Annotated in this window: 22 protein-coding genes and 2 tRNA genes; 15 read left to right on the forward strand and 9 right to left on the reverse strand. The window is 47.0% G+C overall.

The features are described from left to right. The first annotated feature begins 18 nt into the window (after positions 1 to 18). Entirely contained in the window at positions 19 to 807 is a 789-nt protein-coding gene (locus NC996_RS03270; protein ID WP_190413201.1) for a mechanosensitive ion channel family protein, read from the forward strand. Between the two features lie 29 nt (positions 808 to 836). On the opposite strand, the gene NC996_RS03275 is transcribed toward NC996_RS03270, so the two are convergent. Next, the gene (locus tag NC996_RS03275) at positions 837 to 2,486 is read right to left on the reverse strand and encodes an ATP-binding protein (RefSeq protein WP_199302819.1); all 1,650 of its coding nucleotides are present in this window, start codon (positions 2,484 to 2,486) and stop codon (positions 837 to 839) included. 573 nt (positions 2,487 to 3,059) lie between these two features. Beyond that, entirely contained in the window at positions 3,060 to 4,340 is a 1,281-nt protein-coding gene (locus NC996_RS03280) for a glycosyltransferase family 1 protein (protein WP_190673390.1), read from the reverse strand. Between the two features lie 612 nt (positions 4,341 to 4,952). On the opposite strand from NC996_RS03280, the gene NC996_RS03285 reads away from it, so the two are divergent. Together NC996_RS03285 and NC996_RS03290 are read left to right on the forward strand one after the other, a co-directional pair. Further along, positions 4,953 to 5,044 (forward strand) — tRNA-Ser (locus NC996_RS03285). A gap of 189 nt (positions 5,045 to 5,233) precedes the next feature. Continuing rightward, entirely contained in the window at positions 5,234 to 6,613 is a 1,380-nt protein-coding gene (locus NC996_RS03290) for an ABC transporter substrate-binding protein (protein ID WP_190681682.1), read from the forward strand. Positions 6,614 to 6,686: 73 nt separating this feature from the next. On the opposite strand, the gene NC996_RS03295 is transcribed toward NC996_RS03290, so the two are convergent. Both NC996_RS03295 and NC996_RS03300 read right to left on the reverse strand, forming a co-directional pair. After that, complete coding sequence (locus tag NC996_RS03295) at positions 6,687 to 7,655, reverse strand: hypothetical protein (RefSeq protein WP_190681687.1); 969 nt, start codon at positions 7,653 to 7,655, stop codon at positions 6,687 to 6,689. A 390-nt stretch (positions 7,656 to 8,045) separates the two neighbouring features. Then, positions 8,046 to 8,987 carry a serine hydrolase gene (locus NC996_RS03300; RefSeq protein WP_190681691.1) on the reverse strand — a complete coding sequence of 314 codons (942 nt, stop codon included), beginning with the start codon at positions 8,985 to 8,987 and terminating at the stop codon, positions 8,046 to 8,048. Between the two features lie 81 nt (positions 8,988 to 9,068). On the opposite strand from NC996_RS03300, the gene NC996_RS03305 reads away from it, so the two are divergent. Genes NC996_RS03305 through NC996_RS03315 form a run of 3 tightly spaced genes read left to right on the forward strand, consistent with a single transcriptional unit; the run spans position 9,069 to position 12,090 of the window. Next, positions 9,069 to 9,755, forward strand: a complete 687-nt coding sequence (locus tag NC996_RS03305; RefSeq protein WP_190681694.1) for a C40 family peptidase — start codon at positions 9,069 to 9,071, stop codon at positions 9,753 to 9,755. Positions 9,756 to 9,815: 60 nt separating this feature from the next. Beyond that, a complete protein-coding gene (locus NC996_RS03310; protein ID WP_190681697.1) occupies positions 9,816 to 10,805 on the forward strand; it encodes a glycosyltransferase family 2 protein in 990 nt (329 codons plus the stop codon). Between the two features lie 22 nt (positions 10,806 to 10,827). After that, positions 10,828 to 12,090 (forward strand): MFS transporter, encoded by a 1,263-nt coding sequence (locus tag NC996_RS03315; RefSeq protein ID WP_190681700.1) that lies wholly within the window; start codon positions 10,828 to 10,830, stop codon positions 12,088 to 12,090. Positions 12,091 to 12,147: 57 nt separating this feature from the next. Here NC996_RS03315 and NC996_RS03320 read toward each other — a convergent pair. Beyond that, a tRNA-Arg gene (locus NC996_RS03320) sits at positions 12,148 to 12,221 on the reverse strand. A 34-nt stretch (positions 12,222 to 12,255) separates the two neighbouring features. Between NC996_RS03320 and moaC the strand changes: the two genes are divergently transcribed. The 3 genes from moaC (at position 12,256) to NC996_RS03335 (ending at position 13,562) form a co-directional block, all read left to right on the forward strand. Beyond that, entirely contained in the window at positions 12,256 to 12,765 is a 510-nt protein-coding gene (moaC, locus tag NC996_RS03325) for a cyclic pyranopterin monophosphate synthase MoaC (RefSeq protein ID WP_190681703.1), read from the forward strand. A 68-nt stretch (positions 12,766 to 12,833) separates the two neighbouring features. Next, positions 12,834 to 13,151 (forward strand): 2TM domain-containing protein, encoded by a 318-nt coding sequence (locus tag NC996_RS03330; RefSeq protein ID WP_190525817.1) that lies wholly within the window; start codon positions 12,834 to 12,836, stop codon positions 13,149 to 13,151. Positions 13,152 to 13,253: 102 nt separating this feature from the next. Further along, positions 13,254 to 13,562 carry a DUF3181 family protein gene (locus NC996_RS03335; RefSeq protein WP_190427939.1) on the forward strand — a complete coding sequence of 103 codons (309 nt, stop codon included), beginning with the start codon at positions 13,254 to 13,256 and terminating at the stop codon, positions 13,560 to 13,562. Between the two features lie 98 nt (positions 13,563 to 13,660). Here the strand turns inward: NC996_RS03335 and nrtS are convergent, their stop codons facing one another. Both nrtS and murJ read right to left on the reverse strand, forming a co-directional pair. Then, positions 13,661 to 13,921: a nitrate/nitrite transporter NrtS gene (nrtS, locus tag NC996_RS03340; RefSeq protein ID WP_190427941.1), complete on the reverse strand. Its 261-nt coding sequence runs from the start codon at positions 13,919 to 13,921 to the stop codon at positions 13,661 to 13,663. A gap of 129 nt (positions 13,922 to 14,050) precedes the next feature. Then, positions 14,051 to 15,667, reverse strand: coding sequence for a murein biosynthesis integral membrane protein MurJ (murJ, locus tag NC996_RS03345; protein WP_190681706.1), 1,617 nt, complete (start codon positions 15,665 to 15,667; stop codon positions 14,051 to 14,053). A 129-nt stretch (positions 15,668 to 15,796) separates the two neighbouring features. On the opposite strand from murJ, the gene sfsA reads away from it, so the two are divergent. From sfsA to NC996_RS03365, 4 genes are all read left to right on the forward strand, one after another. Then, complete coding sequence (gene sfsA, locus NC996_RS03350; RefSeq protein ID WP_190681709.1) at positions 15,797 to 16,558, forward strand: DNA/RNA nuclease SfsA; 762 nt, start codon at positions 15,797 to 15,799, stop codon at positions 16,556 to 16,558. A gap of 179 nt (positions 16,559 to 16,737) precedes the next feature. Continuing rightward, a complete protein-coding gene (locus tag NC996_RS03355; RefSeq protein WP_190681712.1) occupies positions 16,738 to 17,658 on the forward strand; it encodes an NAD(+) kinase in 921 nt (306 codons plus the stop codon). Between the two features lie 42 nt (positions 17,659 to 17,700). Then, complete coding sequence (locus NC996_RS03360) at positions 17,701 to 19,008, forward strand: DNA methyltransferase (RefSeq protein WP_190681715.1); 1,308 nt, start codon at positions 17,701 to 17,703, stop codon at positions 19,006 to 19,008. Continuing rightward, positions 19,009 to 19,905, forward strand: a complete 897-nt coding sequence (locus NC996_RS03365) for a DNA methylase (RefSeq protein ID WP_190681718.1) — start codon at positions 19,009 to 19,011, stop codon at positions 19,903 to 19,905. A gap of 74 nt (positions 19,906 to 19,979) precedes the next feature. Here NC996_RS03365 and NC996_RS03370 read toward each other — a convergent pair whose 3' ends face one another. Both NC996_RS03370 and NC996_RS03375 read right to left on the reverse strand, forming a co-directional pair. Then, entirely contained in the window at positions 19,980 to 22,148 is a 2,169-nt protein-coding gene (locus NC996_RS03370; RefSeq protein WP_190681721.1) for a serine/threonine-protein kinase, read from the reverse strand. Between the two features lie 307 nt (positions 22,149 to 22,455). After that, positions 22,456 to 22,986 carry a hypothetical protein gene (locus tag NC996_RS03375; RefSeq protein WP_190681724.1) on the reverse strand — a complete coding sequence of 177 codons (531 nt, stop codon included), beginning with the start codon at positions 22,984 to 22,986 and terminating at the stop codon, positions 22,456 to 22,458. Between the two features lie 429 nt (positions 22,987 to 23,415). On the opposite strand from NC996_RS03375, the gene NC996_RS03380 reads away from it, so the two are divergent. Both NC996_RS03380 and smpB read left to right on the forward strand, forming a co-directional pair. After that, positions 23,416 to 25,296, forward strand: coding sequence for a serine/threonine-protein kinase (locus NC996_RS03380; protein WP_190681727.1), 1,881 nt, complete (start codon positions 23,416 to 23,418; stop codon positions 25,294 to 25,296). Positions 25,297 to 25,371: 75 nt separating this feature from the next. Further along, a complete protein-coding gene (gene smpB / locus NC996_RS03385; protein WP_190413167.1) occupies positions 25,372 to 25,839 on the forward strand; it encodes an SsrA-binding protein SmpB in 468 nt (155 codons plus the stop codon). The last annotated feature ends 118 nt before the right edge of the window (positions 25,840 to 25,957 follow it).

The raw sequence follows: 25,957 nt of genomic DNA on the forward strand, positions 1-25,957 counted from the left end.
AGTGAAAAACGATTGAAAATGGATATTATTTCTGTTGAAGCTGCATCGCAGTTATGGAACTACCTGATTGGCCAAGCGTATTTTAAGATTCTACAGAACCTTCTCTGGGCAGCGACAATTCTGCTGCTCACCCGATTAGCTGTAGGTTGGGTAGGAGGTCTTACCCGCAAAGCGCTAAGTCGCACAGAGCCAACCTTACGCAAGTTCTTGATTCAGGTAGCCGAGATTTTCACGCTGGTCGTCGGGATGGTCGCCGTTCTCAACAGGTTGGGAATCGAGACGACCAGCGTTGTCGCGGTAGTGGGGGCGGCTGGTTTAGCAATCGGCTTAGCATTGCAGAATACCTTATCTCACTTTGCCGCTGGTGTGATGCTGATTAGTTTGCGCCCGTTTGAGGTAGGCGATTTTATTGAAGGGGCGGGGGCTGCTGGGGTAGTGGATGCCATCGGCATTTTCTCGACTACGCTAGTAACGCGAGACAACGTAGTAATTACAGTGCCGAACGGGCAATTATTCAGCGGGACGCTGAAAAATACCACCGTACTCGGCAAGCGACGAGTCGATTTAGACATTGATATTGGCGATCGCCCGATCGAACCGACTATCACCCTACTTTTGTCTTTAATTCAACCCCATCCCTTAGTTTTGGAAGAACCAAAAACGACCTGTCACGTTGCTTCCATCTCAGCAACCGGAACAATTTTATATCTCCGTCCTTGGTGTGCATCTGAAGCCTACGATCACGTCCGTTCCGAAGTACAACAGCTGGTGAAAGAAGCTCTGCGAGAGCCAGAATTGTCACTGTAGTCTTCTGCCTACTCCTGAAGGGCGCGGGATCATTCTTGCTCCTTCATCTTCATTATTTTCCCGTGAATCGGCAGTTCAATCCGAAACTCTGTTCCTTGTCCTGGTTCAGACAGACACTTCAGTACCCCGCCATGCTTCTCAACGATAATCTGGTAGCTAATCGACAATCCGATTCCCGTGCCTTTCCCTAAAGGCTTCGTCGTGAAAAATGGATCGAATATCTTTGCCCTAATCTCTTCCGGTATGCCAGGGCCATTATCCGCAATGCGAATTACTACATGAGATCGGTCAGAAGAAAGGCTGGTGCTAATGCGAATCCAAGCACTGCTAGTGGGTAGAGACACGATTAATCGTGTCTCTAGGTCAGTTGTTGTTTCACGAATGATTGACGGCTGACTATTGACCATTGACAACTCTAGAGCATCCACCGCATTACTCAAGATATTCATAAATACCTGGTTCAAGGGACCTGCGTAGCACTCAACGGGTGGAAGGACTCCGTACTCTTTAATCACTTCAATGCCGAGATTTTGGGCTGTGGGTTTAAGCCGATGCTGAAGGATTAAAAGCGTGCTATTAATCCCTTCGTGGATATCAACTCGTCTCATCTCGGCTTCATCCAATCGGGAGAAGTTTCGCAACGAAAAAACAATTTGATGGATACGGTCAGTACCCACTTTCATAGAAGCCAAAGTTTTTGGTAAATCTTCTACTAGAAAGTTCACATCAATTGTTTCTGCTTTTTTTTGAATCTCGCCATCGGGATGGGGATATTGCTTTTTGTAGAGGTTTAGCAAATCGAGGAGATCCCGAACATAGGCACTAACATAGGGCAGGTTGCCGTGAATAAAGTTGACAGGGTTGTTAATTTCATGGGCGACACCAGCAACCAATTGACCCAAACTCGACATTTTTTCGCTCTGAATCAGTTGGGCTTGAGTATTTCGTAATGTCTTGAGGGTTTGCAGCAGTCGTTGATTACTGCGGCGGAGTGCTTGCTCTACTCGCCGACTCTTGCTGACAGTCCGTTCTAATTTATCCAGGTTAATCCGTAACTCCATCTGGCTGACCACTTGACGCCCCAACGCCCGCAGTGCCTCCATCTGTTCGGGGGTGAGATGACGTGGAATCCGGTCAATCGCGCAGAGGGTGCCGACAGCATAGCCATCAGATGTTACCAAAGGGGTACCCGCATAAAACCGGATATTGATGTCTGAGGTCACGAGCGGGTTGTTGGAAAACCGCCGATCTTCTAAGGCATTGGGCACAATCAACAACTCATCTGGTTGCACCAAGGCATGGGCGCAAAATGCCACGTCTCTTGGCGTTTCCGTTGCTTCTAGACCGATTTTTGATTTGAACCACTGCCGATTAGAATCGACGAGGCTGACTAAAGCAATGGGAGTGCCACAAATATAGGCTGCCAGAGCCGTCAAATCGTCAAATGCTTCTTCAGGAGCAGTATCAAGAATCTTGTAGCGATTCAGCGCTTTGAGCCTATCTGCCTCATTGATGGGGATGGGTGGGCTGCTGCTGATTTCCTCTGTCGGTTTCGATGGGGTGAGGTTGATTTGATTCAATTCAGAATCGATTGAGGCGTCTTGTCGGAGGGGCTGACGACGTAACTGGCGACGTTTTTTTCTAAAAAGACGACTGTAAATGGCTTGAATAGCGTTCAAAAGAAGGTTCCATGCTGTTGTAAATAGCCGTTTCACGCTGGTATTCTGCACGCTTAATTAGAGATTATCATAGGTCATTCATACCCTTTCTTTAATTGATTGTAAGTATATGAACGTAAGCACACGACTATGCGCTCTTACTAAAGTCACAAGTACAAAGTGAATTGGTATCAACGTGAATTACTATCAACGCCACGAGTGGTACTGTGTTACTTGAGGTTAACACCATTTTAGGTTGAGGATTTTGGATGGGAAAAGGGAACTTAGAATCGGATTGTAAAATTTAAATAAAGTATATATATAACAACATCATCCAATTCCAACCCATTATTTTATTTATTCCATCACTAATAAATTGCAGCCAATCTCCTGAAAATCCGGATAATTTGAGAGCGAGCAACACTCAAATGGTTGCTTTAAAAAGGGAATTTTTCTAAATAATCATTCTGTAGATGTAGAATAATTTTTATTTGGAAAAAAGTATACAGTAAAACAAAGACTTCTAGTTGTACTAATCTTACTGGTACAACTAGAAGTCTTTGTAGGGTATTTCCAGGACAAGCTGCTGCGTAATTAGGCGCTGACTTGAGTGACCAATTCTAATTCTGGTGCAGGTTGTTCTTTCAATAACTGGGTGTAAAGGTCGCTCAGTTGAGTCGCTACGCCATCCCAACTAAACATCTTCTCTACCCGAACTCTTGCCTTCTCACCTAGCTGCTTGCGCCATTCTGGATTGGCGAGAATGCGGTCAATCGCGGCTGCAAACGCTACGGCATCTTTCGGGGGTGCCAGTAAACCCGTTTCTTCGGGGACGACGGTGAACTGGAGTCCGCCGACATCACTAGCAACGACGGGCGTTCCAGAAGCCATTGCTTCAATTGCCACTAAACCGAAGGGTTCGTAATGACTGGGTACGACACAAACATCAGCGGCGGCGTAGTAAGCGGGCAGGGTGTCGTCACCCAACCGTCCGGGGAAGGAGGTGATGTCTTGCAGCCCCAGTTCGCCGACAATTTTTTCAATGCGATCGCGTTCGATACCGTCACTTTGACCGGGACGAGAACCTCCGCCGATAAATAGTTTTAGGTTGCCCTGCTGGCGCATCTGGGACTTGCCAACGGCGCGAACGAGTGTTTCAATTCCCTTGCGTCGATCAAATCGACCCACATAGAAGACTACGTTGGTGTCGGCGTCGATTCCCAGTTTCTCTCGTGCTGCTTCGCGGGTGACGGAACCAAACTTGCGAATATCGGTGCCGCAGGGGATGATATCGATGTTGCCTTTTGTGGAAACGAGCGATCGCATATGTTCTTTCTCTTGCGGACTGGTGGCAACAATCCGTTCCGCTGTCTCTAAAACCTTTCTTTCTACCTCTAGCCGCGTGGTAGCAATCAAGGGAATCGTCGAAACTGACTTATATTTGACGGCTCCCAAAGAGTGGTAAGTATGAATTTGTTTGATGGGTTGAACTTTCTTCAGCTCCATTCCCACCCAAGATGAGAGCCAGTAATTTGTGTGTACTATAGAATATTCAATGCCTTCTTGCTGCTGAAACTTGAGCATCTGTTCGACAAACACTGGCAGATACTCAAACAAATTGTCTCTTGGGACAAACTCTTCAGGACCAGCTGTCAAGCGAATTGTTCGACAATTAGCACTATGTTGAACAATCGTGGGTTGATCGCCACTAACTTTGCGGGTAAACATATCTACTTGCCACCCCTGTTGAGCAAGTGCCTCACCCACCTGACGTACATAAACGTTTTGACCGCCAGCCTCTTCTTTACCGATTTCAATTGCTGGATCTCCGTGGACGGAAATTAGAGCAATGTGCTGGTTGTTTGTGGAAAGCATATATTTATATCGATTTTTTCACTCAACGACGTTCAGGGCGAAGCAGGGGTTGACTATTCTACTTAGTTGCCTGTTTAGCCCACCGGAACTTAAGGAATCTTTACTTGTGCTAATAGGATAAGCTTCGCCGTTGATGATGAACATCAACTACGGGAGAGAATCTACTACCTGACTATATTCAACCTTCCGGGGGACGGGTGGGTATCATTGGGTATCATGACCTCCCCCCAAAGAAATAAAATTTTAAGCCAAAGGGCATATAAATCGCCAGAGTAGCGAATGGATTCCCATTTTTCCGTCCTCCAACGGTCAGGGAAGTGAAGATTTATAGATTTAATTGTGAAACGCGAGAATATTTAAATCGCCCAAGCCTTAAAGAAAGCGGGTTGTAAGCATTTATTAGATTTCTTTGCCAGCCATAAGAAATTTAACAATAGGTAATTATACTAAGGGATTGGGAAAGAAGCAAACAGCCACAACGACGAGGATGAATCATGGCTTTCCCTGCAACTGCGAAGACTCACTCGGAACGATCGGGCATCAAAAAAAGAAAATTTTTTTGACAGCAGCACCAATTGATTAATATCTGCTATTATCTATATTTGTCACCTAGGAGAGGTGGCTGAGTGGTCGAAAGCGACAGATTGCTAATCTGTTGTACGGTTGGTAACTCCGTACCGAGGGTTCGAATCCCTCCCTCTCCGTTTTAAAAGCGAAAACAGACAAGTAGCGAAGCCCAATCGGGAAAAGCAAACGCCTCACTCTTGACGTCTCACAGCGATCGCTTCTGCTAGCTAAAATGTTGGCAGAAGTTATGGCTGTATTCTTAAACAACTGAGATCAATTAAAATATTTGATTTCAATCGTGGACTGTTGAAGAGTTAAACACCCAAATGAGCAGACCCGCTTCAGCCAAAAATATCAAACCGAGTTGGGCGATCGCCCTAGCAATTACCACTATTACGACAAGTTTTCTAACCGCTGCTTGCGAAAACCCCTCTCAAACAACGCCAGGTAATAACACGCCAACCAGTACAACCAGTAGCCCCGCCCAGACTACAGGTTCTACCCCAGCCACCAGCGGTTCCGGACTCAAGATTGGCTCACTGCTGCCGACCACTGGCGACCTATCTTCCGTAGGGCAACCCCTGCCAGATGCTATCCGCCTGTTAATAGACACCGTCAACAAGTGTGGCGGCGTCAATAGTCAGCCAGTCACATTTATTCCTGAGGATGACCAAACCGATCCCAACGCTGGCACCGCAGGAATGACCAAATTAACGGAAGTAGATAGAGTTGCTGGCGTCGTCGGTTCCTTTGCCAGCAGCGTTTCTAGTGCCGCCGTGCCTGTCGCTGTCCGCAACAAGGTGATGTTTATCTCACCAGGTAGCACCAGCCCCGTCTTTACAGAACGAGCCAAAAAAGGAGAATTTCAAGGTTATTGGGCGCGGACGGCTCCCCCCGATACCTATCAAGCTCAGGCTTTAGCAAAACTAGCTAGTGACAGAGGATTTAAGCGCGTTTCCACCATCGTCATCAACAACGACTATGGAGTTGGTTTTGAACAAGAATTTGTACAAGCCTTCAAAAAATTAGGAGGGACTGTCGTCAACGAAGGAAAGCCAACTCGTTATGACCCTAAAGCTGCCACTTTTGAAAGCGAGGCAGCAGCTGCATTTAATGGCAAACCGGATGCGGTAGCAGCGGTTGTCTACGCCGAAACCGGCAGCTTGTTCTTAAAATCTGCCTACGAGCAAGGTCTCAGTAAAGGCGTCCAGGTGATGCTAACCGATGGTGCTTATTCGGAAGACTTTCCCGAACAGGTCGGCAAAACCAGCGATGATAAATTTATATTAGCTGGGGCAATCGGTACGGTTCCCGGTGCTAATGGCCCAGCACTGGCTGAGTTCACCAAGATTTGGAAAGAGAAAACCGGAAGGGGATTGAGCGCCTATGTCCCTCATGCCTGGGATGCTGCCGCTTTGATGGTACTAGCAGCCGAAGACGCTAAATCAAATACCGGCGAAGGCATTAAAAGTAAGATTCGCGATGTCGCCAATGCCCCTGGCACAGAAGTAAGCGATGTTTGTCAAGCGCTAGAACTGGTACGGAAGGGTGAGGAGATTAACTACCAGGGAGCTAGCGGTAACGTAGATATTGATGCTAATGGCGATGTGGTGGGTAGCTACGATGTCTGGGCAGTGGAACCTACGGGTAGTCTAGCTGTGACCGGCAAAGTCAGCCCCCAAGTAGAAGTAACCAGCAAAAAGTAAAAAAGTACAAAGGCAAAAGAAACAGGAGAAACCAAATTTTTCTGCTGTCTTTTGCCTTTGATTTTTACCTTCTCTAGAAACCAGGGAAGGTGTAACCCACGCCCAGAATTAGTCCCACTGGCACTTCATCGCTTTGAAATCCGATATTTAGAGCTGCATTTGCTGTAAATTGCCGTGTCAAAGGTACATCGACGCCACCCGTAACCAGGAAACCAATGTCGCTGTCATCACCCGTGGAAATCGTGACACCGCCACCTACGTAAGGGGCGAATCTGACGGGTTCAAACGGATCTGACTGTCGGATGTTAAAGTCGTAAGTCACTGGAAGCAGAAAGGTCGTATCGTCACCGAGTAGCACGGAAGGGCGTACAGACAACGTATTGGTTAGACCAATTTTGCTGATCACGGCGAAACTACCATCGCCCAAAGCACTATCACCCCCGAAACCAATATTGAAGCCAACCCCGACGTAGCTTCGACCGGCACGGGTGGTTCGACCGAGTTCGATGTCGGTTTGAGCAATCTCAGAGTCATTGGGTAAGTTTGGAGTTTCAGCAGTTGGTTGCTGTGGTGCGGCGAGAGCGGCAGCAGAAGTGGTTACGCCGGGAAATGGTTGCGTAGTAGCAGTATCATCAGCCGCTGCCAAGGAGGAAGGCTCTGAAGCCACGGGCTTTGCGCTTTCTTCAACCAGCGTTGCATCTTGGTACTCAGAGAGAATGACCGGCTGTTGGCTCAGATTATATTGTGTTGAGACCGGGGCTTGCGGTGCAGCCGGGACTTGTGGTGCAGCCGGAACAGTTGATTGGGTAATCGGTGTGACATCTGCCGACTTGACAACTGGCTTGACAACTGGCATACCCATTACTGTTGGCTCAGCGATCGCTTCAGATGCGGCAGGTTCTGAAGTCTCAACGACCGCAGGAGTCTTTTGGTCAATGACTGTGGCAGTGGACTGGGCTGTAGCTGACAAGCCACCGCTGAAAACTGTCAGTGCCGTCAGACCTAGTAAGAAAGAAACACGCTTAGAAAAGATTGTATTCACGGTCACTCCTCAAAAACTTCCTCAAAAATCTACGAAAGCCAACCTTAATTGCCTATTCTCTCGGAAATTATATTTCCCTGTCGTCAATTTAGGAAATTTTAAAAGAATTTGCTACCCACCAAGGAAGGATTATGCGCTGAAAGTGGCTAGTATTCGACGAAATTGATGTTGACAGGTGAAATGGAATAAAGAGGGTCAGAGGGTGATAAGAGAGATTTTTATTCCCGATTCCTAGGCTTTATCTCCAAAGCAGCGATCGCAATTTCTCTGATAAAGGCTTGGGATACGACCAATCGCTTATTTTGATTTTGATGACGAAGAAACCCTTTTTTACAATAAAAAGGGTTTCTTCGTGATTGATGAAGCTCGCCTCTGTAACCGCAGATTGTACTAGGTAAGGCTGTCCATTGCCGCGACAACTTGCTGGGAAACAAAGGGGAGAATCGCTTTGTTTTTACTATTTGCTTTGCCTTCAGTGAACACAATCAACAAATAAGGGTGCCGTGATGGTAGCTCGATATAAGCGGCGTCGTGGCGAACTTGGCTTGTCCAACCGGCTTTAGACCACAATTGGGCATTTGGAGGCAGTCCGCCACCTAAGAAACCCCGCACCTGATTTTCCTCATCGGGGGCTTCATCGTCTTCTGCATGGAGGCTGCGTTTCATCAGTCCCATCATTGCTTGCGATCGCCCGGAGGAAACTGCAACGCCTCCGACAATGCTATGTATGAGCCTCGCCGTGGCATTGGTCGTCACCATATTGCGGTTTTCCCGCATCTCCCCTAAAAATGCCCGCTCTCGCCCATAGGGACCGTCACCCCAAGGTTTTTGATTGACATTGATGGTTTCCATCTCTGTCCAACCGAGGGATTGAAAGTAGCGATTCACGATATTGCGCTGCAACTGCCAGGTTTCAAACGGCCCTGGCGGCAACTCTGGACCGCTAGTAGTGCCAGTCAATACATCCAGCACTAAGCTGGTGGCGTCGTTGCTGGAATCAATAATCATGTCGCGGATGGCTCGCTCTAACTCCGAGGAAGTTTGGATCATTCCTTGTTCCAACCACTCCTGTACAGCAACCAGATAAAACAGTTTAACGATGCTGGCAGGAAAGATTCTCTCGACGCCGCGATAGCTAAAGCCCCGGACTGGATATTTCCAGAATTCCTGTGAGCTAAGGGCACCGCCGGTATTGACAGGTACTGGGGGATCGTAGACTACCCAGGTTAAGGCAATTTGGTTGCGGGCTAATCCCGGAAATTCTGCCCAAGTTGCTTCTAAAATGCGATCGCCTAATTTTTCTAGTTGTTCGTCTTTGTGAAAAAATGTCATTTTTATCAGTTGTTATCAGTTGTCAGTTATCAGTTGTCAATTGTTCAATAGTTTGTACCACTGACCAACAACCACTGACCCATGACCCATGACTCATTCCGCGAGTACCAATGTCGAGTCAATCTAAACCTCTATGATTCCCCCAGTTGTACTCGTTTGGCAACTCAGGCAGCAACCGGGCGTCACTTGCGGATTTTGTCGCCAAAGACAGATTTAGATTCATCTATCCAGGTTTGTCTGTGTGAAGATGACTATTCCGGCTGGGTGGAAATTCAAGACCTCAAGGAGATTGAAGAGGCACAAACGCCCTTGCGAGCTTACACTATCTCCCCAACAGAAATTCAAAATCGCTTACCCCAAGTTATTGCCTTTATGCAAGCGGCGATGCAACAGCCGAATTATTATCTCTGGGGCGGAACAGTTGGGCCAAATTATGACTGTTCCGGGCTGATGCAAGCCGCCTTTTCTGCCTCTGGGATTTGGTTGCCGAGAGATTCCTATCAGCAGGAAGCTTTTACAGAATCGATTGCGATTCAAGAGCTACAATCAGGTGATTTAATCTTTTTTGGCATCGGCGATAGAACAACCCATGTTGCTTTATACCTGGGAGAAGGACGTTATATCCATAGTTCCGGTCAAGAACAGGGTCGCAACGGAATTGGAATTGATGTCCTTTCGGAACAGGGAGATTCGATTAGTCAGTCGTATTTTCGGCAACTGCGCTCTTGCGGGCGAGTGGTTGCCAGTTATCAACCACAACGACAATAAGACACCAAAAGGTGGGAGGCAATCGTGTTAATTCCTGAAAGACTGGTAACGCAAAGCGAAATGTCTGCTGACGAGATCCCCGATATTTCTGTAGTAGTGCCGGTTTATAACGAGGTGGAAAGTTTACCCCACCTAATTGAAGCGATCGCAACCTCTTTAATTGAGACGAATCTGAACTACGAAATTATTTGCGTGGATGATGGTTCCAAGGATGGCTCCGCGGAACTGCTGAAATCTCTAGTGCAAACCCACAAAAACTTAAAAGCAGTGCTTCTGCGTCGAAACTACGGTCAAACTCCAGCGATGTCTGCGGGGTTTAACTATGCGCGAGGCAAGGTGATTATCACAATGGATGGCGATTTGCAGAATGACCCAGCGGATATTCCCCGGCTCCTGGCAAAGTTAGAAGAAGGCTATGACTTGGTAAGTGGCTGGCGTGAGAAACGACAGGACGCCGCCCTGACTCGTCTGCTTCCGTCTAAAATCGCTAACTGGTTAATTGGGCGAGTCACGGGTGTAGAGTTGCATGATTACGGTTGTTCCCTAAAAGCCTACCGCTCAGAATTGGTGGCGGATATGAATCTTTATGGGGAATTGCACCGATTTTTACCAGCTTTGGCGTTCATTGAGGGGGCAAGAATTACTGAGCTGCCAGTGGGGCACCATGCCCGCCGCTATGGAAGCAGTAAGTATGGGTTGGGGCGGACATTCCGAGTCGTGATGGACTTGTTAACCGTCTACTTTATGAAAAAGTTCCTCACCCGCCCCATGCACGTCTTTGGGCTGTTTGGCATTATTGCAATGGCATTAGGGACGCTGCTTGGTCTGTATTTAACGATTTTAAAAGTGGGTTTCGGTCAGAGCATTGGCGATCGCCCGTTATTGATTTTGGCGGTCGTACTGCTAGTGACGGGTGTGCAATTGTTTTCTTTTGGACTGCTCGCAGAATTGTTAATGAGAACTTATCACGAGTCTCAGGGCAGACCAATCTATCGGGTGAGGGAAGTTGTTGGGGGGAATGTTAACAATAGTAAACAAAGGGAAGGCTAAAAGTGTAAGAAGGAATTAAGCTTTGAAAGTTTTTTGGACGCTAGAGCCGCCCAGTCGCCGCAATCTGTTGGTTTTATTTACGGCTGGGCTATTATTTTGGTCTAGTATGGCTTCTTTGCTCCCGACGCTGCCGCTCTATATCGAGGATGTGGGTGGCACGACGCAGCAGATTGGGATTGTCATGGGGTCATTTGCCCTCGGATTGGTTCTGTGTCGTTCGTGGCTGGGGCGTTTGGCAGATCGACGCGGTCGCAAGGTGGTCTTGCTGATTGGCATGACCGTGGCAGCGATCGCGCCTTTGGGCTATCTAGTTGTTAAATCAATTCCCCTATTAATGCTACTGCGAGCGTTCCACGGGATTAGCATTGCGGCTTTTACGACGGGTTACAGCGCCTTGGTGGTTGATTTGTCCCCAGTGTCCAAGCGGGGTGAGTTAATTGGCTACATGAGCTTGGTAACGCCAGTTGGGATGGCGATAGGGCCAGCAGTTGGGGGTTATATCCAAGCTGGGATTGGTTACACGCCGTTGTTTCTGCTCTCTTGCGGGCTAGGAACGGTCGGTTTAGTTTGTGCCAATCAAGTCAAAGAACCCCGAATCGTCCACGAGACAGCCGATTCCTCTGCCGATTCATCCGAAACTCAACAATTTTGGCGACTTCTGGCAAGTCCTCGTCTAAGGATTCCAGCTTTAGTGTTGTTGCTGGTTGGTGTAGCGTTTGGAGCGTTAAGTACCTTCGTCCCTTTATTTATTAAAGATGCCGAAGTTGACTTAAATCCGGGGTTATTTTACACAGCAGCCGCGATCGCGTCTTTTATTTCCCGCATCATCATTGGTCGCGCTTCTGACCGTTACGGACGCGGAATTTTTATCACTGGCAGTATATTCAGCTATGCATTGGCAATGCTGATGCTGTCTCATGCTTACACTGCCCGTAGCTTTTTAGTAGGCGGTTTTTTGGAGGGCGCAGGAGCGGGAACGTTACTGCCGATGATGATTGCCTTGATTTCCGACCGTTCCTCTCCCCAAGAACGAGGCAGAGTTTTTGCTTTGTGCATCACGGGGTTTGATGTCGGGATAGCGATCGCGGGTCCTGTTTTGGGTTCCATTGCCGAACCCATTGGCTACCGAGCAATGTTTACTATTACAACAGTTATTTCATTCCTGGCGCTGATTATCTTCGCTACCCTATCGAGCAAAAATTTATCCCATTCCCTCCGCTTCGCCTTTGGCAGAGAAAAGGATGTTTATGCCTTGAATAAGGTTGGGCTACAAAGTGAGGCATAATTCAAAGAAAAAAGGCAAAAGAAAGAATCTTTTGCCTTTTTCTTTTTTACTTAGTAACGGGCTAGGAGGGATTCGAACCCCCGACACCGTGGTCCGTAGCCACGTGCTCTAGTCCACTGAGCTACAAGCCCTTGCCAGAAATTTATAATAGCATAGCCTAACCGTATGATGCAAAATTTTTCTCAAAATCAACCGCTCACTCATTTGGATGCCCACGGTGAGGCTCAGATGGTGGATGTTTCCGGCAAAGAACAAACTCGACGCCATGCTGTTGCTGCGGCACAAGTGCGGATGTTGCTAGAGACATTTGAGGCGATTCAGGCGGGGAACGCGCCGAAAGGAGATGTATTGGGAACTGCGAGATTGGCTGGGATTATGGCAGCAAAGCAGACTTCTCAGCTAATTCCCCTGTGTCATCCCTTGCCAATTCATAAAGTAGAAGTTCAGATCGTGCCTGACGCCCAGTTGCCGGGATATCAGATTCAAGCGGAAGTCGTCACCAAGGCGGAAACTGGCGTGGAAATGGAAGCGCTAACAGCCGTTTCTGTCGCTGCACTTACCCTCTACGACATGGCGAAAGCGTTGGAAAAAGGGATGGTGATTGAATCGATTCGCTTGGTGAGTAAGACGGGTGGCAAGTCGGGAGATTACCTTCGCCAAGGACAGGGTATTTAGAGGCTTAGAATGAATGAAGTTGTGAACTCTAACAACTCAAAACTTAAAACTCAAAACTCAAAACTCCCATGCCTCCTCGTTGGCCTCGCAAACCAGACCGCAATGACCCCGCCTATCGTCGCCTCGACGATAGAATGAATTTTGCCATCCATGTGGCGATTTTTGGTGCCTGTAATTCTGGCTTGTGGTTTTTCCACAACTTGCAGAATGCTACATGGCCTTGGGCAACTTGGGTAACAGGCGGATGGGCGTTAGTCTTAGCGACCCACGCTCTGTATATCTTTGCACTCGCAGATTATTCCGACCCAGTAACAGAATCTGCAAATACCAGTGCTGGTTTAGGATTCCAGCCCAAAACCAAAGAAAAATCCAAAAAAACTACCTAAAGATAGATCCCTGTTTCTTGCTTTTCGTGGATTCAAACTCGGACGGGGATCAATTGCAATGAAAGCATTAGATTCCCTATCCGCATAACCAAAGTAAATCCTATGGCTAGAACCAACACTTCCGAGGCAATTGAATCTCTCGCCGCTGAAATTGGCGAAAACGTTTACATCGATGTGGCTAAATGGCACCTTTATTTGCGAGATGCCAAGCTGCATACGGTTGTAGCAGAAAAGTTGTACCCCCTACTGGCTGATAATTCTGTAGATGAAAATCAGGTGTCGAAAGTCCTGCAAGGGATTCCTGTCAAGTTAGGCGGCGGGAAGCGGGAAGTTCCCTTAGTAGATTTGTTGCCTACGCAGTGTCAGGTAAACCTGATGGAGCTTCTGGAAGAATTCCAGCGCAATCTATAAACAAGCTGTCGCTTTTCCCTTCCCCTTCTCTTCCAGAGAGGGGGTTTGGGGTTTGACATGCTCGCTCATAAAAGGATTAGCAAAAGCGAGTTTCATGACTAAAAATGTTTAGTTTGATACGCAGAAGTTTTGATTAACTTGCGACGATAAGCGTATTGACCGTAAACACTAACTAGATAAGGCATTAGGTAGGTCAGCAATCCAGAAATCCAGCGATCGCGCGTCATTTCGCCTCGGAAAAAGGCAACCCCGTGATTGATCAAAAACAAAAGAGTCCCGACAAATAGAGCCGTTTTTAATCCGGTCGGGATAAACTCTTTGTCAAATAAGCTGACAAGATATGCTTTAAGTGTCTTCATTAGTTGCGATCGCTAAGCTAGATGAGCCAAGCTTCAATACTCATCTCGGCTTACTGTTAGATATCACACCTTCCCCTTCAAGTTTGGTATTGTTTCATACACCTAATTGAGCTGGTTCAAGTGCGATCGCTATCTCCCGAAGCGCTGGCGAATCCGCGAGACAAAAATATCGACTTCTGGCAAATTTAGCCGCGTCGCCAACAAAGCATAAACGCCTAAGCCGACTAACCCAGAGACACTAAGTTGCAACAACTGCACCAGCAACCCATTCGCATTCCAAACTTGTTGAAAACCTGTACTAACGCCCCAACTGGCTAAACCCGCTACAAAGCTAGCACCTGTTAAACCCAAAATTGGCAAAGTCCACTCTTGCCAAGGCAAGCCGTTGAGCTTGCGGTTCAGCATCCAAACTAGCGCCACCACTGAAATGGTATTCACCGTCACCGTGGCTAAAATCAAACCCGGTGCGCCGAAACGTTGAACGAGAATATAATCTAGCAGGGCATTAAAAAAGATATTGACAATGCTGATGCGGAAGGGTGTCTCTCCATCCCCCAATGCATAAAATACCCGCACCAGTACATCGCGCCCCAAGTAGACAAACATCCCCAGGCCATAAGCCATCAGTACTGAAGCAACCAACTCGGATGCCCCAGATTTAAAGGCTCCGCGTTGATAAATCACCTGGACAATGGGGGTTGCTAGTGTCATCATCAGGGCACTCAAAGGCAACATAGTAATGGCAGTCAGGAGTAATCCTTGACGAATTCGTTGCTTGAGTTCAGGCCAATTTTCAGGGGCAGCGAGTCGCGAAAAAACCGGCAGCAGGGGGACTAAAATTACATTCGAGATAATTCCTAGGGGCGTTTGAACTAGAAGCCCCGCATAGGTCATGGCAGCCGCTGCTGCGGGGATATACGAGGCGAAAAATAAATCAGTGTAGAGGTTGATTTGCAGCATCCCGGAGGATAGCGTCGCGGGTCCCATCACCTTCAGGACATCCTTGACTCCCGGCTGATGCCAGTCAAACCGCAGGCGTAATGTGCCCAAGCCAGCGCGCCATTGGGCAGCGAGTTGGACTAACCACTGCAACACGGCACCGGCAAGGGTTCCCCCCGCCAAAATCAGTCCTCCTAGTTGGGCGTATTGGGGTAGGTTGATTTGGTTGCCGAGTTGTAGCGCCAAGATTGCCAGCCCACCAATTACGGTAATGCTGGAGAATAAGGGGCTAACCGAGGGTAGCCAGTACATATCCGCCGCGTTCAGCGTTCCAAAGCCAATCCCAATCAGCCCAGCCATCAGCGCCATCGGAGCCATGATCTGTAACTGCTGGATCGCGATCGCTCTCACTTGCAGTCCTTGCGGCGTCTCGCTTAAACCGGGTGCCACCAGGTTAATAAAAACACCCGCAAACACGATTAAGACGATCGTGACGAGTAGGAGTATCCCGCCTACCATCGTTGTAATCGTCTCCACTAAAGGCGCAGCTTCCGATTTGTCGCGCTGCTTGGCTAAAACGCTGACAATCGCACTGTGAAAAGGGCCATTGATGCCGCCCAGTAAGATCAGCAAAAAGCCAGGAATCACATAAGCGTAGTTGTAGGCATCGGCAACGACACCCACGCCAAAAGCGGCGGCGATCGCTTGTTGGCGCACTAACCCAAAAATTTTACTAATCAGCGTAGCAATTGCAACAATTCCGGCAATGCTAGCGAGTGTCCGAGCGGTTTTCTGCTTTTCAGTCACGAACGGTTAACAATCCCTCAATTGGCTCATCTTATTTAAACGCAAAGGTTAACCCCAAGGTACGCCAAGTTAAAATCTCCTGTGCGCTCCTTTACGATTTCCCTGGCTTACCTCTGCGTTAAAAATACTATGGATTGGCTCTACCGCTACCCGACTCTCTCATCCGGAATTTTGCTCAAACGCTACAAGCGTTTCTTTGCCGATATTGAACTAGCGTCCGGGGAGGTTATTACCGCCCATTGTCCAAATACCGGCCCGATGACTGGGGTTTCAACGCCCGGTAGTCCCGTGCAGGTGTCGTATAGCGACAATCCCAAGCGGAAATTGCCGTATACCTGGGAAATGATTCAAGTTTACGATACCGAACCGACTTGGGTGGGAGTGAATACTGCTTTACCTAATCGGGTCGTTAAGTTAGCACTAGAAAAGTTCCTGTTCCCAACATTGGGCAATTACAGCCAAGTTCGCTTTGAAGTGCCCTATGGAGTAGAAAAAAATAGCCGGGTAGATTTTTTACTAACGGGTAATGACTCCGATTTCCCCATTTACTTGGAAGTCAAAAGCACGACTTGGGCGCAAGGGAAACTGGTGCTGTTTCCCGATACAGTCACGACAAGAGGACAAAAGCATCTGCGGGAACTGACTGCGTTAATTCCTCAGATGCGGGCGGTGATGCTTTATTTTGTGAATCGCGGTGACTGTACTCATTTTGCTCCTGGAGACAGTACCGATCCCCTGTATGGTAAGTTGTTGCGCGACGCCGTTGCCCAAGGGGTGGAAGTATTACCTTGCCGCTTTGAAGTTACCCCAGAAGGAATTCGCTACTTGGGTTTAGCCGATTTTCTGCCTTCAATGCCCGCGCAGACATCTTGCTTATCTTTGCCAGAATAGCGATGCCTAAACAGTGGAACCTCACCCCTAACCTCTCTCCGTGAAAGGAGAGGGGAATATGGAACCCATCCCTGCGAACGAGGAAGGGCAGGGACAGGGTTAAAAAAACGGAAAGGTAGCCCAAATGCAGAGTGATAGGTATCTTGAAAAATAGCTAACTTCGATTGAGTAAAGGCAAATTGGAGCTAAAAAACGTCATCATTGCACACAAGGCGGGAGACCCCCTCAGCCGTAGCTGGGCAGAAAAGTGCGCCAAACAACTGGAAAAACGCAATTGCCATGTACTGATGGGGCCAAGTGGGGCAAAGGATAACCCCTACCCAGTGTTTTTGGCTTCTGCAATGCATCCAATCGACCTGGCGATAGTATTGGGCGGCGATGGCACCGCTTTGGCAGCAGTACGGCATCTGGCACCCGAAAAGATTCCGATTTTGGCGGTGAATGTGGGAGGACATTTAGGATTTTTAACCCAGCCGTTTGAGGAATTTGAAGATACTGAGCGGGTTTGGGACAGGTTAAGCGAGGATCGCTATGCCCTTGAACGGCGGATGATGTTGCAGGCGGCGTTATTTGAGGGAAATCGCACGAATTTGGAACCTGTGAGCGATCGCTTCCTCGCACTCAATGAAATGTGCATCAAACCTGCCTCCGCCGACCGCATGATTACCTCGATATTAGAAATGGAAATTGATGGAGAGGTGGTCGATCAATATCAGGGAGATGGACTGATTGTTTCTACTCCCACTGGCTCTACTTGCTACACGATCTCTGCCAATGGCCCGATTGTCCACTCTGGCATGGAAGCGATTACCGTTACGCCCATCTGCCCGCTAAGTCTGGCGAGTCGCCCAATTGTCATCCCTTCTGGTTCTGTCGTCAGCGTTTGGCCTTTGGCTGACTACGAGTTAAACACTAAACTATGGATGGATGGCGTCTTGGCAACTGCCATTTGGCCCGGACAGCGTGTAGACATTCGCATGGCAAATTGTCTCGCTAAGTTCATTATTTTGCGGGAAAACTATTCCTATTACCAGACACTCCGCGAAAAGTTGCAATGGGCAGGAGCCAGAATCCGGTACAGTAACAATCACCGCAATTGAAATTCACTTTAAAACTCAGGCAGTCTAACACTCAATATCTACATGACAAAACAATTAGAGTTGCCATTTTGGGAAGTTGGATCGCCAGTCTCACCACCTTTCAATCCTGAATGCTTTAGCAACTTTTCAACTTTTGCGGACAACATGAAATTGCCAGTTCATCGCTGGTTTAGGTTCAGTGCGGGGTTCTCTGCTCAATGGGTTGAAACTGTCATCACTAAAGCCAAGAAACAGGAAACGGTCACTGTCCTCGATCCATTTGCTGGTGCGGGTACGACTTTGCTAGCTGCTGAGAAAATAGGGGTCGAATGCTACGGGATTGAAGCGCATCCTTTCGTTGCTCGTGTAGCCAAAGCAAAGCTGTTATATCAAACTGACCTAGATGCTTTTATTCAACATACAACGAAGGTCATAAGATGTGCTGAAACTCTGCAAGGCTGTGTAGAAAATTATCCTCCCTTGATTCGTAAATGCTTCACCAACGAATCACTGGAATCTCTAGATTGCTTGCGTCAAGCTTGGGAGAAATTAGCAGATAATTCTCCGCAATCTCAGTTAACCTGGCTAACGCTCATTGTTATTCTCCGTCATGTTTCTCATGTAGGTACTGCACCTTGGCAGTACATTTTACCTCGCAAAACGAAAAGCTCAACTCTAGAACCAAAGTCAGCTTTTCAACTTATGGCAGAAACGATTGCCACAGACATGAGAATAGTAGGAAAAACAGCAGTTTCTCAGGCTAAGCTTATTCAGTCTGATGCTCGGACTTGTATTGGTGTCCCTGATAACTTTGCAAACTTGGTAATCACCTCACCACCCTATGCAAACAATTATGATTATGCAGATGCTACACGACTGGAAATGTGTTTTATGGGAGAAATTGCAGGTTGGGGAGACCTTCAGAAAACTGTGCGGCAATTTCTAATTCGCTCATGTTCACAGCACGTAACAAATAAGAGTGTAAATTTGGATAAAGTTTTAGCATCTCCTGAACTATTGCCAATCCAATCGAGTATTATTCAAATCTGCCACACGCTGGCTAAAGAACGTCATTTGCACGGTGGGAAAAAAAATTATCATCTGATGATTGCGTGCTATTTTTTGGACATTGCTAGAGTTTGGATAGCACTTCGCAGAGTCTGCCAACATCCTTCCACTGTTTGCTTTGTTGTTGGCGATTCTGCCCCTTATGGAATTTATATCCCGGTGATTGAGTGGATGGGTGCGCTAGCACAATCGGCAGGATTTGAATCCTTCACGTTTGAGAAGACTCGTGACCGAAATGTGAAGTGGAAAAATCGAAAGCACAACGTTCCTCTCTGCGAAGGTCGCTTGTGGGTTCGGGGATAAGTGTTACAACAAAAATATTTTTTAACAGCAAGAGTGGCAGAGTCATTTTCACATAAATGGGGTCAGATTCTTGGAAATCTAATCCAAGAATTTATTCGAGAGAGGCTTCAGGAAGTCGCTAATGAACAAGGTCTTTACTTAGACTATCAAAAGAAGCGCAAGGCAAGGTCTATTAAAAAGGTTTCATGGGAAGATCGCTATGGAAATTCTCATGACCTTGACTATGTACTTGAACGGGGAGGCACAGAACATACTCGTGGGCTTCCAGCAGCATTTATTGAGACTGCATGGCGACGCTACACTAAGCATTCTAGGAACAAAGCTCAAGAAATTGAAGGAGCGCTTCTTCCACTTGCAGAAACTTATAGTCACCTGCGCCCCTTTTTAGGTGCTATCCTGGCGGGTGTTTTTACTCAAGGAGCGCTCAATCAATTGCAATCTAAAGGTTTTGAAATTCTTTACCTTCAGTATGGCAGCATCGTTGGAGCATTTGCATCTGTTCAAATTGATGCATCTTTTGACGAAAACACACCAGAAGCTGAGTTTAAAAAGAAAATTTCTCAGTGGAATACGTTATCAACACAGGATATTGCAGAGATTAAAAATCTATTGCTCAGGCTAGAAAAATTCAGGATAGATAACTTTATTAATACCTTAAATCAGTCATTTTCACGACGGGTTCAGGGGGTAAGCGTGACGGTTCTACACGGATTAGTGAAGCAAATTACGACTATTGAGCAAGCTATTGAATACATCCAGAATTATGCAGATACCCAACCTACACCCGCGCCTGTATCGAAGTACGAGATTGACATTCGATATAACAATAGTGATGCAATTCATGCTATCTTCCAGGAGAAAGCTGAAGCAATGAGATTTCTAGGAACATTCACTTGAACGTTACTAGATAGCGATCGCGCCTGTAATTAAATCAAGAGTGCGATCGCTATCTATTTTAAACGCACAGAAGCTTATTTCTTCTTCTCACGCTTCGGCTTTTCTGGTTTCACTGACTCTGCACCTAATTTTTGAGTCAGCTTTTCTTTTTCCTGCTTCAATTGATCCTGCGATCGCTGTTTGGCTTCTATAGCTTGCTGGTAATCTGACTTGTATCGGATCGCTTTGTCATAAGAGGCGATCGCTTCTTCATACCGCTTTACGTTAAACAACGCATTCCCTCGACTGAACCAGCTTTCGTAGTGATCAGGCTTAATGGCAACGGCGCGATTATAAGACGCGATCGCGTCTTGATATTGTTTCAAGTTATAAAGTAAATTGCCTCGATTGTACCAAATGAGGTAATCGCCTCGATTAAATTTTAACGCTTGGTTATAGGAAGCGATCGCTTCTTCGTATCGTTGTAATTGATGCAGCGACCAACCAAGCCCATACCAGCCTTTAGAGTAATTTGGCTGAATTTTAGTAACTTGGGTATACGAGTCAATTGCATCTTTATATTGCTGCAAATTCACTAACGCATTCCCTCGGCTATACCAAGCTTTGTAGTGATTTGGTTGAAATCTTACCGCCTTATCATAAGATTCAATCGCGTCTTGATAACGTTGTAAGCTCATTAGCGAGTTACCTCGATTGTACCAAGCTTGGGAGTAGTCGGATTTAGATTCTACAGCTTTGTCGTAAGACGCGATCGCTTCCTCATATTTTTGCAAATTATGCAACGTCCAGCCCCTACTGTACCAAGCTTGATAGTAGTCCGGCTTAAATTGCACCGCCTTATCAAAAGATTCAATTGCTTCTTGATATTGCTGTAAATTCGTCATTGCTTCGCCGCGACCATTCCAAACTTCTGGCGAATTGGGATTAATAGTTAAAGCTTTCTCGAAAGAATCAATTGCCTCTTTGTATTGCTCCAATTTATCCAGCACATAGCCGCGACCCGCCCAAGCTTCAAAGGATTCTGGGCTAATCTGAATGGCTTTGTCGTAAGCTTCAATCGCCTCTTTATATTTATTCAGATTGAATAGAATTTGACCGCGACCATTCCACGCTTCTAGGTATTCCGGTCTAATTTTAAGAGCTTTGTCATAAGCATTCAGCGCTTCCTCATTGCGATTTAATTCTGAAAAGGTTTTGCCTCGGTTATACAAGTCAGTTGCATTAGAAGAGTTAATAATATTAACCGTAAAAATAGTTGCGCCCGTTCCCAATCCTAGGACAATCGTTGAGATTAAAATTTTCCAAGGAAGGGAACGCGATTTTTTGCTTTTTTTCTGACTTGTCGGGCGAACGGGTGATTTTACAGAGGGTGCAACCATCATTGTGACACCTGTCGGTATCTTCAAAGCTTTGAGAGCTTGCAACGCTTCAGCAGCAGATTGGTAACGCTGCCGAAAATCATAACGCACCATTTTATCTAAAACATTTGCCAGAGTGGTGCTGACTGATGAATGGTTACGCCAAAGGATTTCACCCGTATTGGAATCTTCTGGTAATTCGTTAGGAAATAAGCCGGTGAGAGCTTGAATTCCTATCATGCCTACCGCATAGATATCACTGCTTAACTTGGGGTTTCCGTTTGCTTGTTCGCTCGGTAAGTAGCCTGGAGTACCAATGGCAACCGTAAAGCTAGTTTTCGCTCCCTTAATTATTTGAGTGCTAATTCGTTTAACTGCACCAAAATCAATTAAAACTAACTTGTTATCTTCCTTACGTCTGATTAAATTTCGAGGGTTGATATCGCGGTGGATAACATTTTGTTGATGGACAAATTCTAATATTTCCAGAATCTCTTGTAACAGAGAAATTACTTCATCTTCAGATAGCGGCGGGGTGGCTCCACTGCCACCGCCTGTGGGGAGTTCCTGGCTAAGATCGCTACCTTCAATGAATTCCTGAACCAGATAAAACTCTTGATTTTCCTCGAAATAGGCGAAAAGTCGAGGAATCCGATCGTGATTCCCTAACTGGTGCAGAACTTTTGCTTCCGTCTCGAAGAGGCGTCTTGCGGTTTGCAAAGTCTGGGGATCGGTTGCTTGAGGCTTGAGTAGCTTAACAACGCATCGAGGGGTGCCAGGAAGATACATATCTTGGGCAAGATAAGTTTGACCAAACCCTCCTCCTCCCAAGGAGTTAATGATTTGGTAATGTCCTCCCAGTGTTTGTCCGATAACTAAGTTCATGGAGTTTCGTGGCAGATAGCGTTAGGAAAGCGTCTTTGCAGAAAAATCGCGCAATCGTTGAAATCGATTTTGGCACAGAAGAACTTGTCTAACTCCACCTACATAGGTGAAAACAATCCATCAGGTGATTTGATGCGATCGCTTCGCTGGAAACACCGCAGCTTCCAGTCAACCCCCCCAAAGTGCGATCGCTCTCAGCTCAAACGTCTTTCTTAGGGTAGGCGATTGACTCTACCCATAGCAAGGGGATTGCTGGTGAGCTGAAACATACTTTTGTCAATATGCAACCAGGCTCTTTTGATAAAACTTAACCATAGGCATCTACCCAAATGATAAGAAAGTTTGTCTTTGCTACTCTTCTAGCCTTTTCAGCGCCCGTCGCTATCTCCACCTCAGGTCTTGCCCAATCTAACGCCCCAGGCACACCGACCACACCAGGCGTCACCACACCGACCACACCAGGCGTCACCACACCGACCACACCAGGCGTCACCACACCGACCACACCAGGCGTCACCACACCGACCACACCAGGCGTCACCACACCGACCACACCAGGCGTCACCACACCGACCACACCAGGCGTCACCACACCGACCACACCAGGCGTCACCACACCGACCACACCAGGCGTCACCACACCGACACCGCCGACCGCACCAGGCGTAACCACGCCGACTATACCAGGTGTAGCCACACCAACCACACCAGGCGTAGCAACACCAACCACACCAGGCATAACACCGCCTGCTCTACCAGGGGTTCCGCCCGTGATACCCGTAATACCGCCGGTCACACCAGGCGTAACACCGGCAATCCCGTCGATTACACCAGTCACACCACCCACGCCACCATTACAGTGAGCGAACGGTAAATCGGTGTCTGGAGATTAGTCTGTCAATGCTTATCTGAAAAGTAGGGGCTTTCCGACCCGAAAGCCTCTACAGACTGTCAAAACATTTTTGACACAGCAATAGACTTGATTTTTTTGACCCACAACAGGGGCGCAAGTTGAGAAATGCGCTCCTTTACTGTAGGCTTCTAAACGGTGTAGCGACGCTCAGCATGAGCGTATAGGCACAACAAAACTGTAAATAGCTCTGTGGTCGAGAAACTGAGTTTCTGGTATCCGGGCGCGATCTTACATTGATTTGCGCCTAGCTGTACAGCACGTGTCACTGGCTTCCGGAAATAGATGTGAGTTGCTGAAAAAATTATCTAGATGTGTTTTTAAAATTCACTAGATAAAGAGCTGGCAATTTACTCCATGATCGGGAAATTACTAAAAGGGCGTTACCAAATTGTCCAACTCCTGGTATCTGGAGTTTTTGGACAGACCTATATTGCCGAAGACATTCACCAAGTAGGCAACCCAAAATACGTTGTCAAGCACTTTAGTCTTGCAAGTTCAGACCCCAACAGTTTGGAAATTGCAAGGCGTCGGTTCCTCAACGAAACAGAAATCTTGACAAAACTTGGCAACCATAGCCAAATTCCTCAGTTATTAGACTCCTTTGAAGAAAAGCAGGAATTCTATTTAGTACAAGAATTTATTCAGGGACATCAGCTGAGTGCGGAACTGCCCATAAGCCAAGGCTGCGTCAAACGCTGGACGGAAACCCAAGTCATTGAAATGCTGGAAGAAGTCCTGCGTATTCTGGCATTTGTTCACAGTCACGGCATCATTCATGGCGACTTGAAACCGAACAATTTAGTCAGACGCGGCGAGGATGGCAAGTTATTTCTAGTAGATTTTTGTGTAGCGCAGCCGCAGCATTCAGCTCCCGATCTAGCACAGAGTAATACGACTTTGGCTGTTGGTAGCTTAGGTTACATTCCCTCAGAGCAACTCATCGGACATCCCCGCCGTAATAGCGATATCTATGCTTTGGGAGTAATTGCCATCCAAGCCTTAACTGGTGTGGAACCTGCACAATTAAAAGAAGATCCTGAGACGGGTGAGCTGATCTGGCAGCACCTTTTTATCAGCAGTCGGTCAATGAGTGTCTTGAGCGATCGCTTAGTTTCTGTCCTGAACAAGATGGTACGCTACCACTTCAAAAGCCGCTACCAGTCAGCTTCGGAGGTACTGCAAGCTCTCCAGTCGTTAGACGGAAGCCAGAAGCCAGCAGTAGAGACAACCAACCAGCCACCCGTACAGAAGGCAGTTTTTAATCGTCAAAAAAAAGAAACTCACAAAGCCACAATTAAAGAATTTCCAACTCAAAAATCAAGGAAAGGCGAGAGAAATACTCGCTCTTACAAACCTCAACATTCTCCAATACTGACTGGGCTTGGAATCGGGATTGCAGCGAATAGTTTAGTAATAACAGGCGGACTTTATTCTCTGCTGAATGCTTTTCCGTCAGAGTCTTCATCAAACATTTTAGTTACCGCGAAGGACAAATATCAGACAGGAGATGTTCAAGGCGCGATCGCGCTAGCACAATCTATTCCCTCAGAAAGTTCTATCTATCCAGAAGCTCAAGCCACCGCACGCGAGTGGAGCCAAGAGTGGCATACCGCTGCTGCTCAATTTCAATCCGCCGAACAAGCATTTAAAGAAAGCCGGTGGTTAGATGTGCTAGAAGCAGCTCGTAAGATTCCTAAAATTTCCTACTGGCAAGAAAAAATAGCGCCACTTGTTCAGAAAACTCAACCCAAAATTGAAGCAGAATCTCAACAATTATTAAAAAAAGCCTACGAGCGAGCGGCAGAAAAAGATTTTACCAGCGCCCTAAACTATCTCAAACTCATTCCCCAACAAACGCCTGCTGGGGCAAAAGTTCAGACAAAGATTGCCGAATATACCCAAAAGCAACATATCAAAGCTGATTATCTGTTACAACAAGCCTACGAACGAGCATTTAGAACAGACTTTGCGGGTGCGTTAAATTATCTGCAACAGATTCCCCAAGACACTCCTACCTACGCCAGAGCTTTAGCCAAGAGTGCAGAGTATACCGAAAAGCAGCACCTCCAAGCTGAAGCTGAAAAAAAGGCGGAAGCTCAAAAAGCAGCAGCTCAATCTGCTTCCCAGATTTCAGCAGAACGCCAAGATGCTAGAAGTCGGAAAGTCGGTGCAACGTATCGAGATATGAACCCTGGTAGCCGCCTCCAAGAAGTTACGCTAAGACTCATTCCCTAGCTCCCTCCAGAGTCTATTGCAACAGGTTCTGTTTTAAGGCTACGTTAAGGGAAGGTTTTCCACTGATGGGCTGCAATGAGTCAAAAGAACGAAGGTATAAAAATTCTTAGCGATAACCGGCAAGCCCGTTTCCTCTATGAAATTTTGGAAACCTATGAGGCGGGAATAGAGTTAACTGGCACCGAGGTTAAATCGATTCGTCTGGGTCAGGCCAATCTACGAGATGGCTATGCCCTGATTCGCAATGGTGAGATATGGCTGCTGAACGTCCACATTTCGCCCTACAAGGGCATCGGCGCATTTTTCAACCACGACCCTCGTCGCACTCGCAAATTGCTGCTGCACCGCCAGGAAATCCGCAAGCTGATTGGCAAGGTGGAACAGCAAGGTTTAACGTTAATCCCTCTGAAAATGTATTTGAAGGGGGGTTGGATTAAAATTAGTTTGGGTCTTGGCAAAGGTAAAAAGCTGCACGACAAGCGCGAAGACGTCAAGCGGCGCGATGATAAGCGCGATATGGAACGGGCGATGAAAAATTACTAATGAAATCGGGAAATTGGGAATTGACGTGAGTTTGGAATTAGAAACAGACAAAGACAGCTAGGTTGAAAGTGCTGGATTCGCATCTGCTTATCTGATACTCAGGAAAGATACTCAGGCA

Origin of the sequence: Trichocoleus sp. ST-U2 (genome assembly GCF_039961875.1) — a bacterium.
Classification (GTDB): domain Bacteria; phylum Cyanobacteriota; class Cyanobacteriia; order Cyanobacteriales; family FACHB-T130; genus FACHB-T130.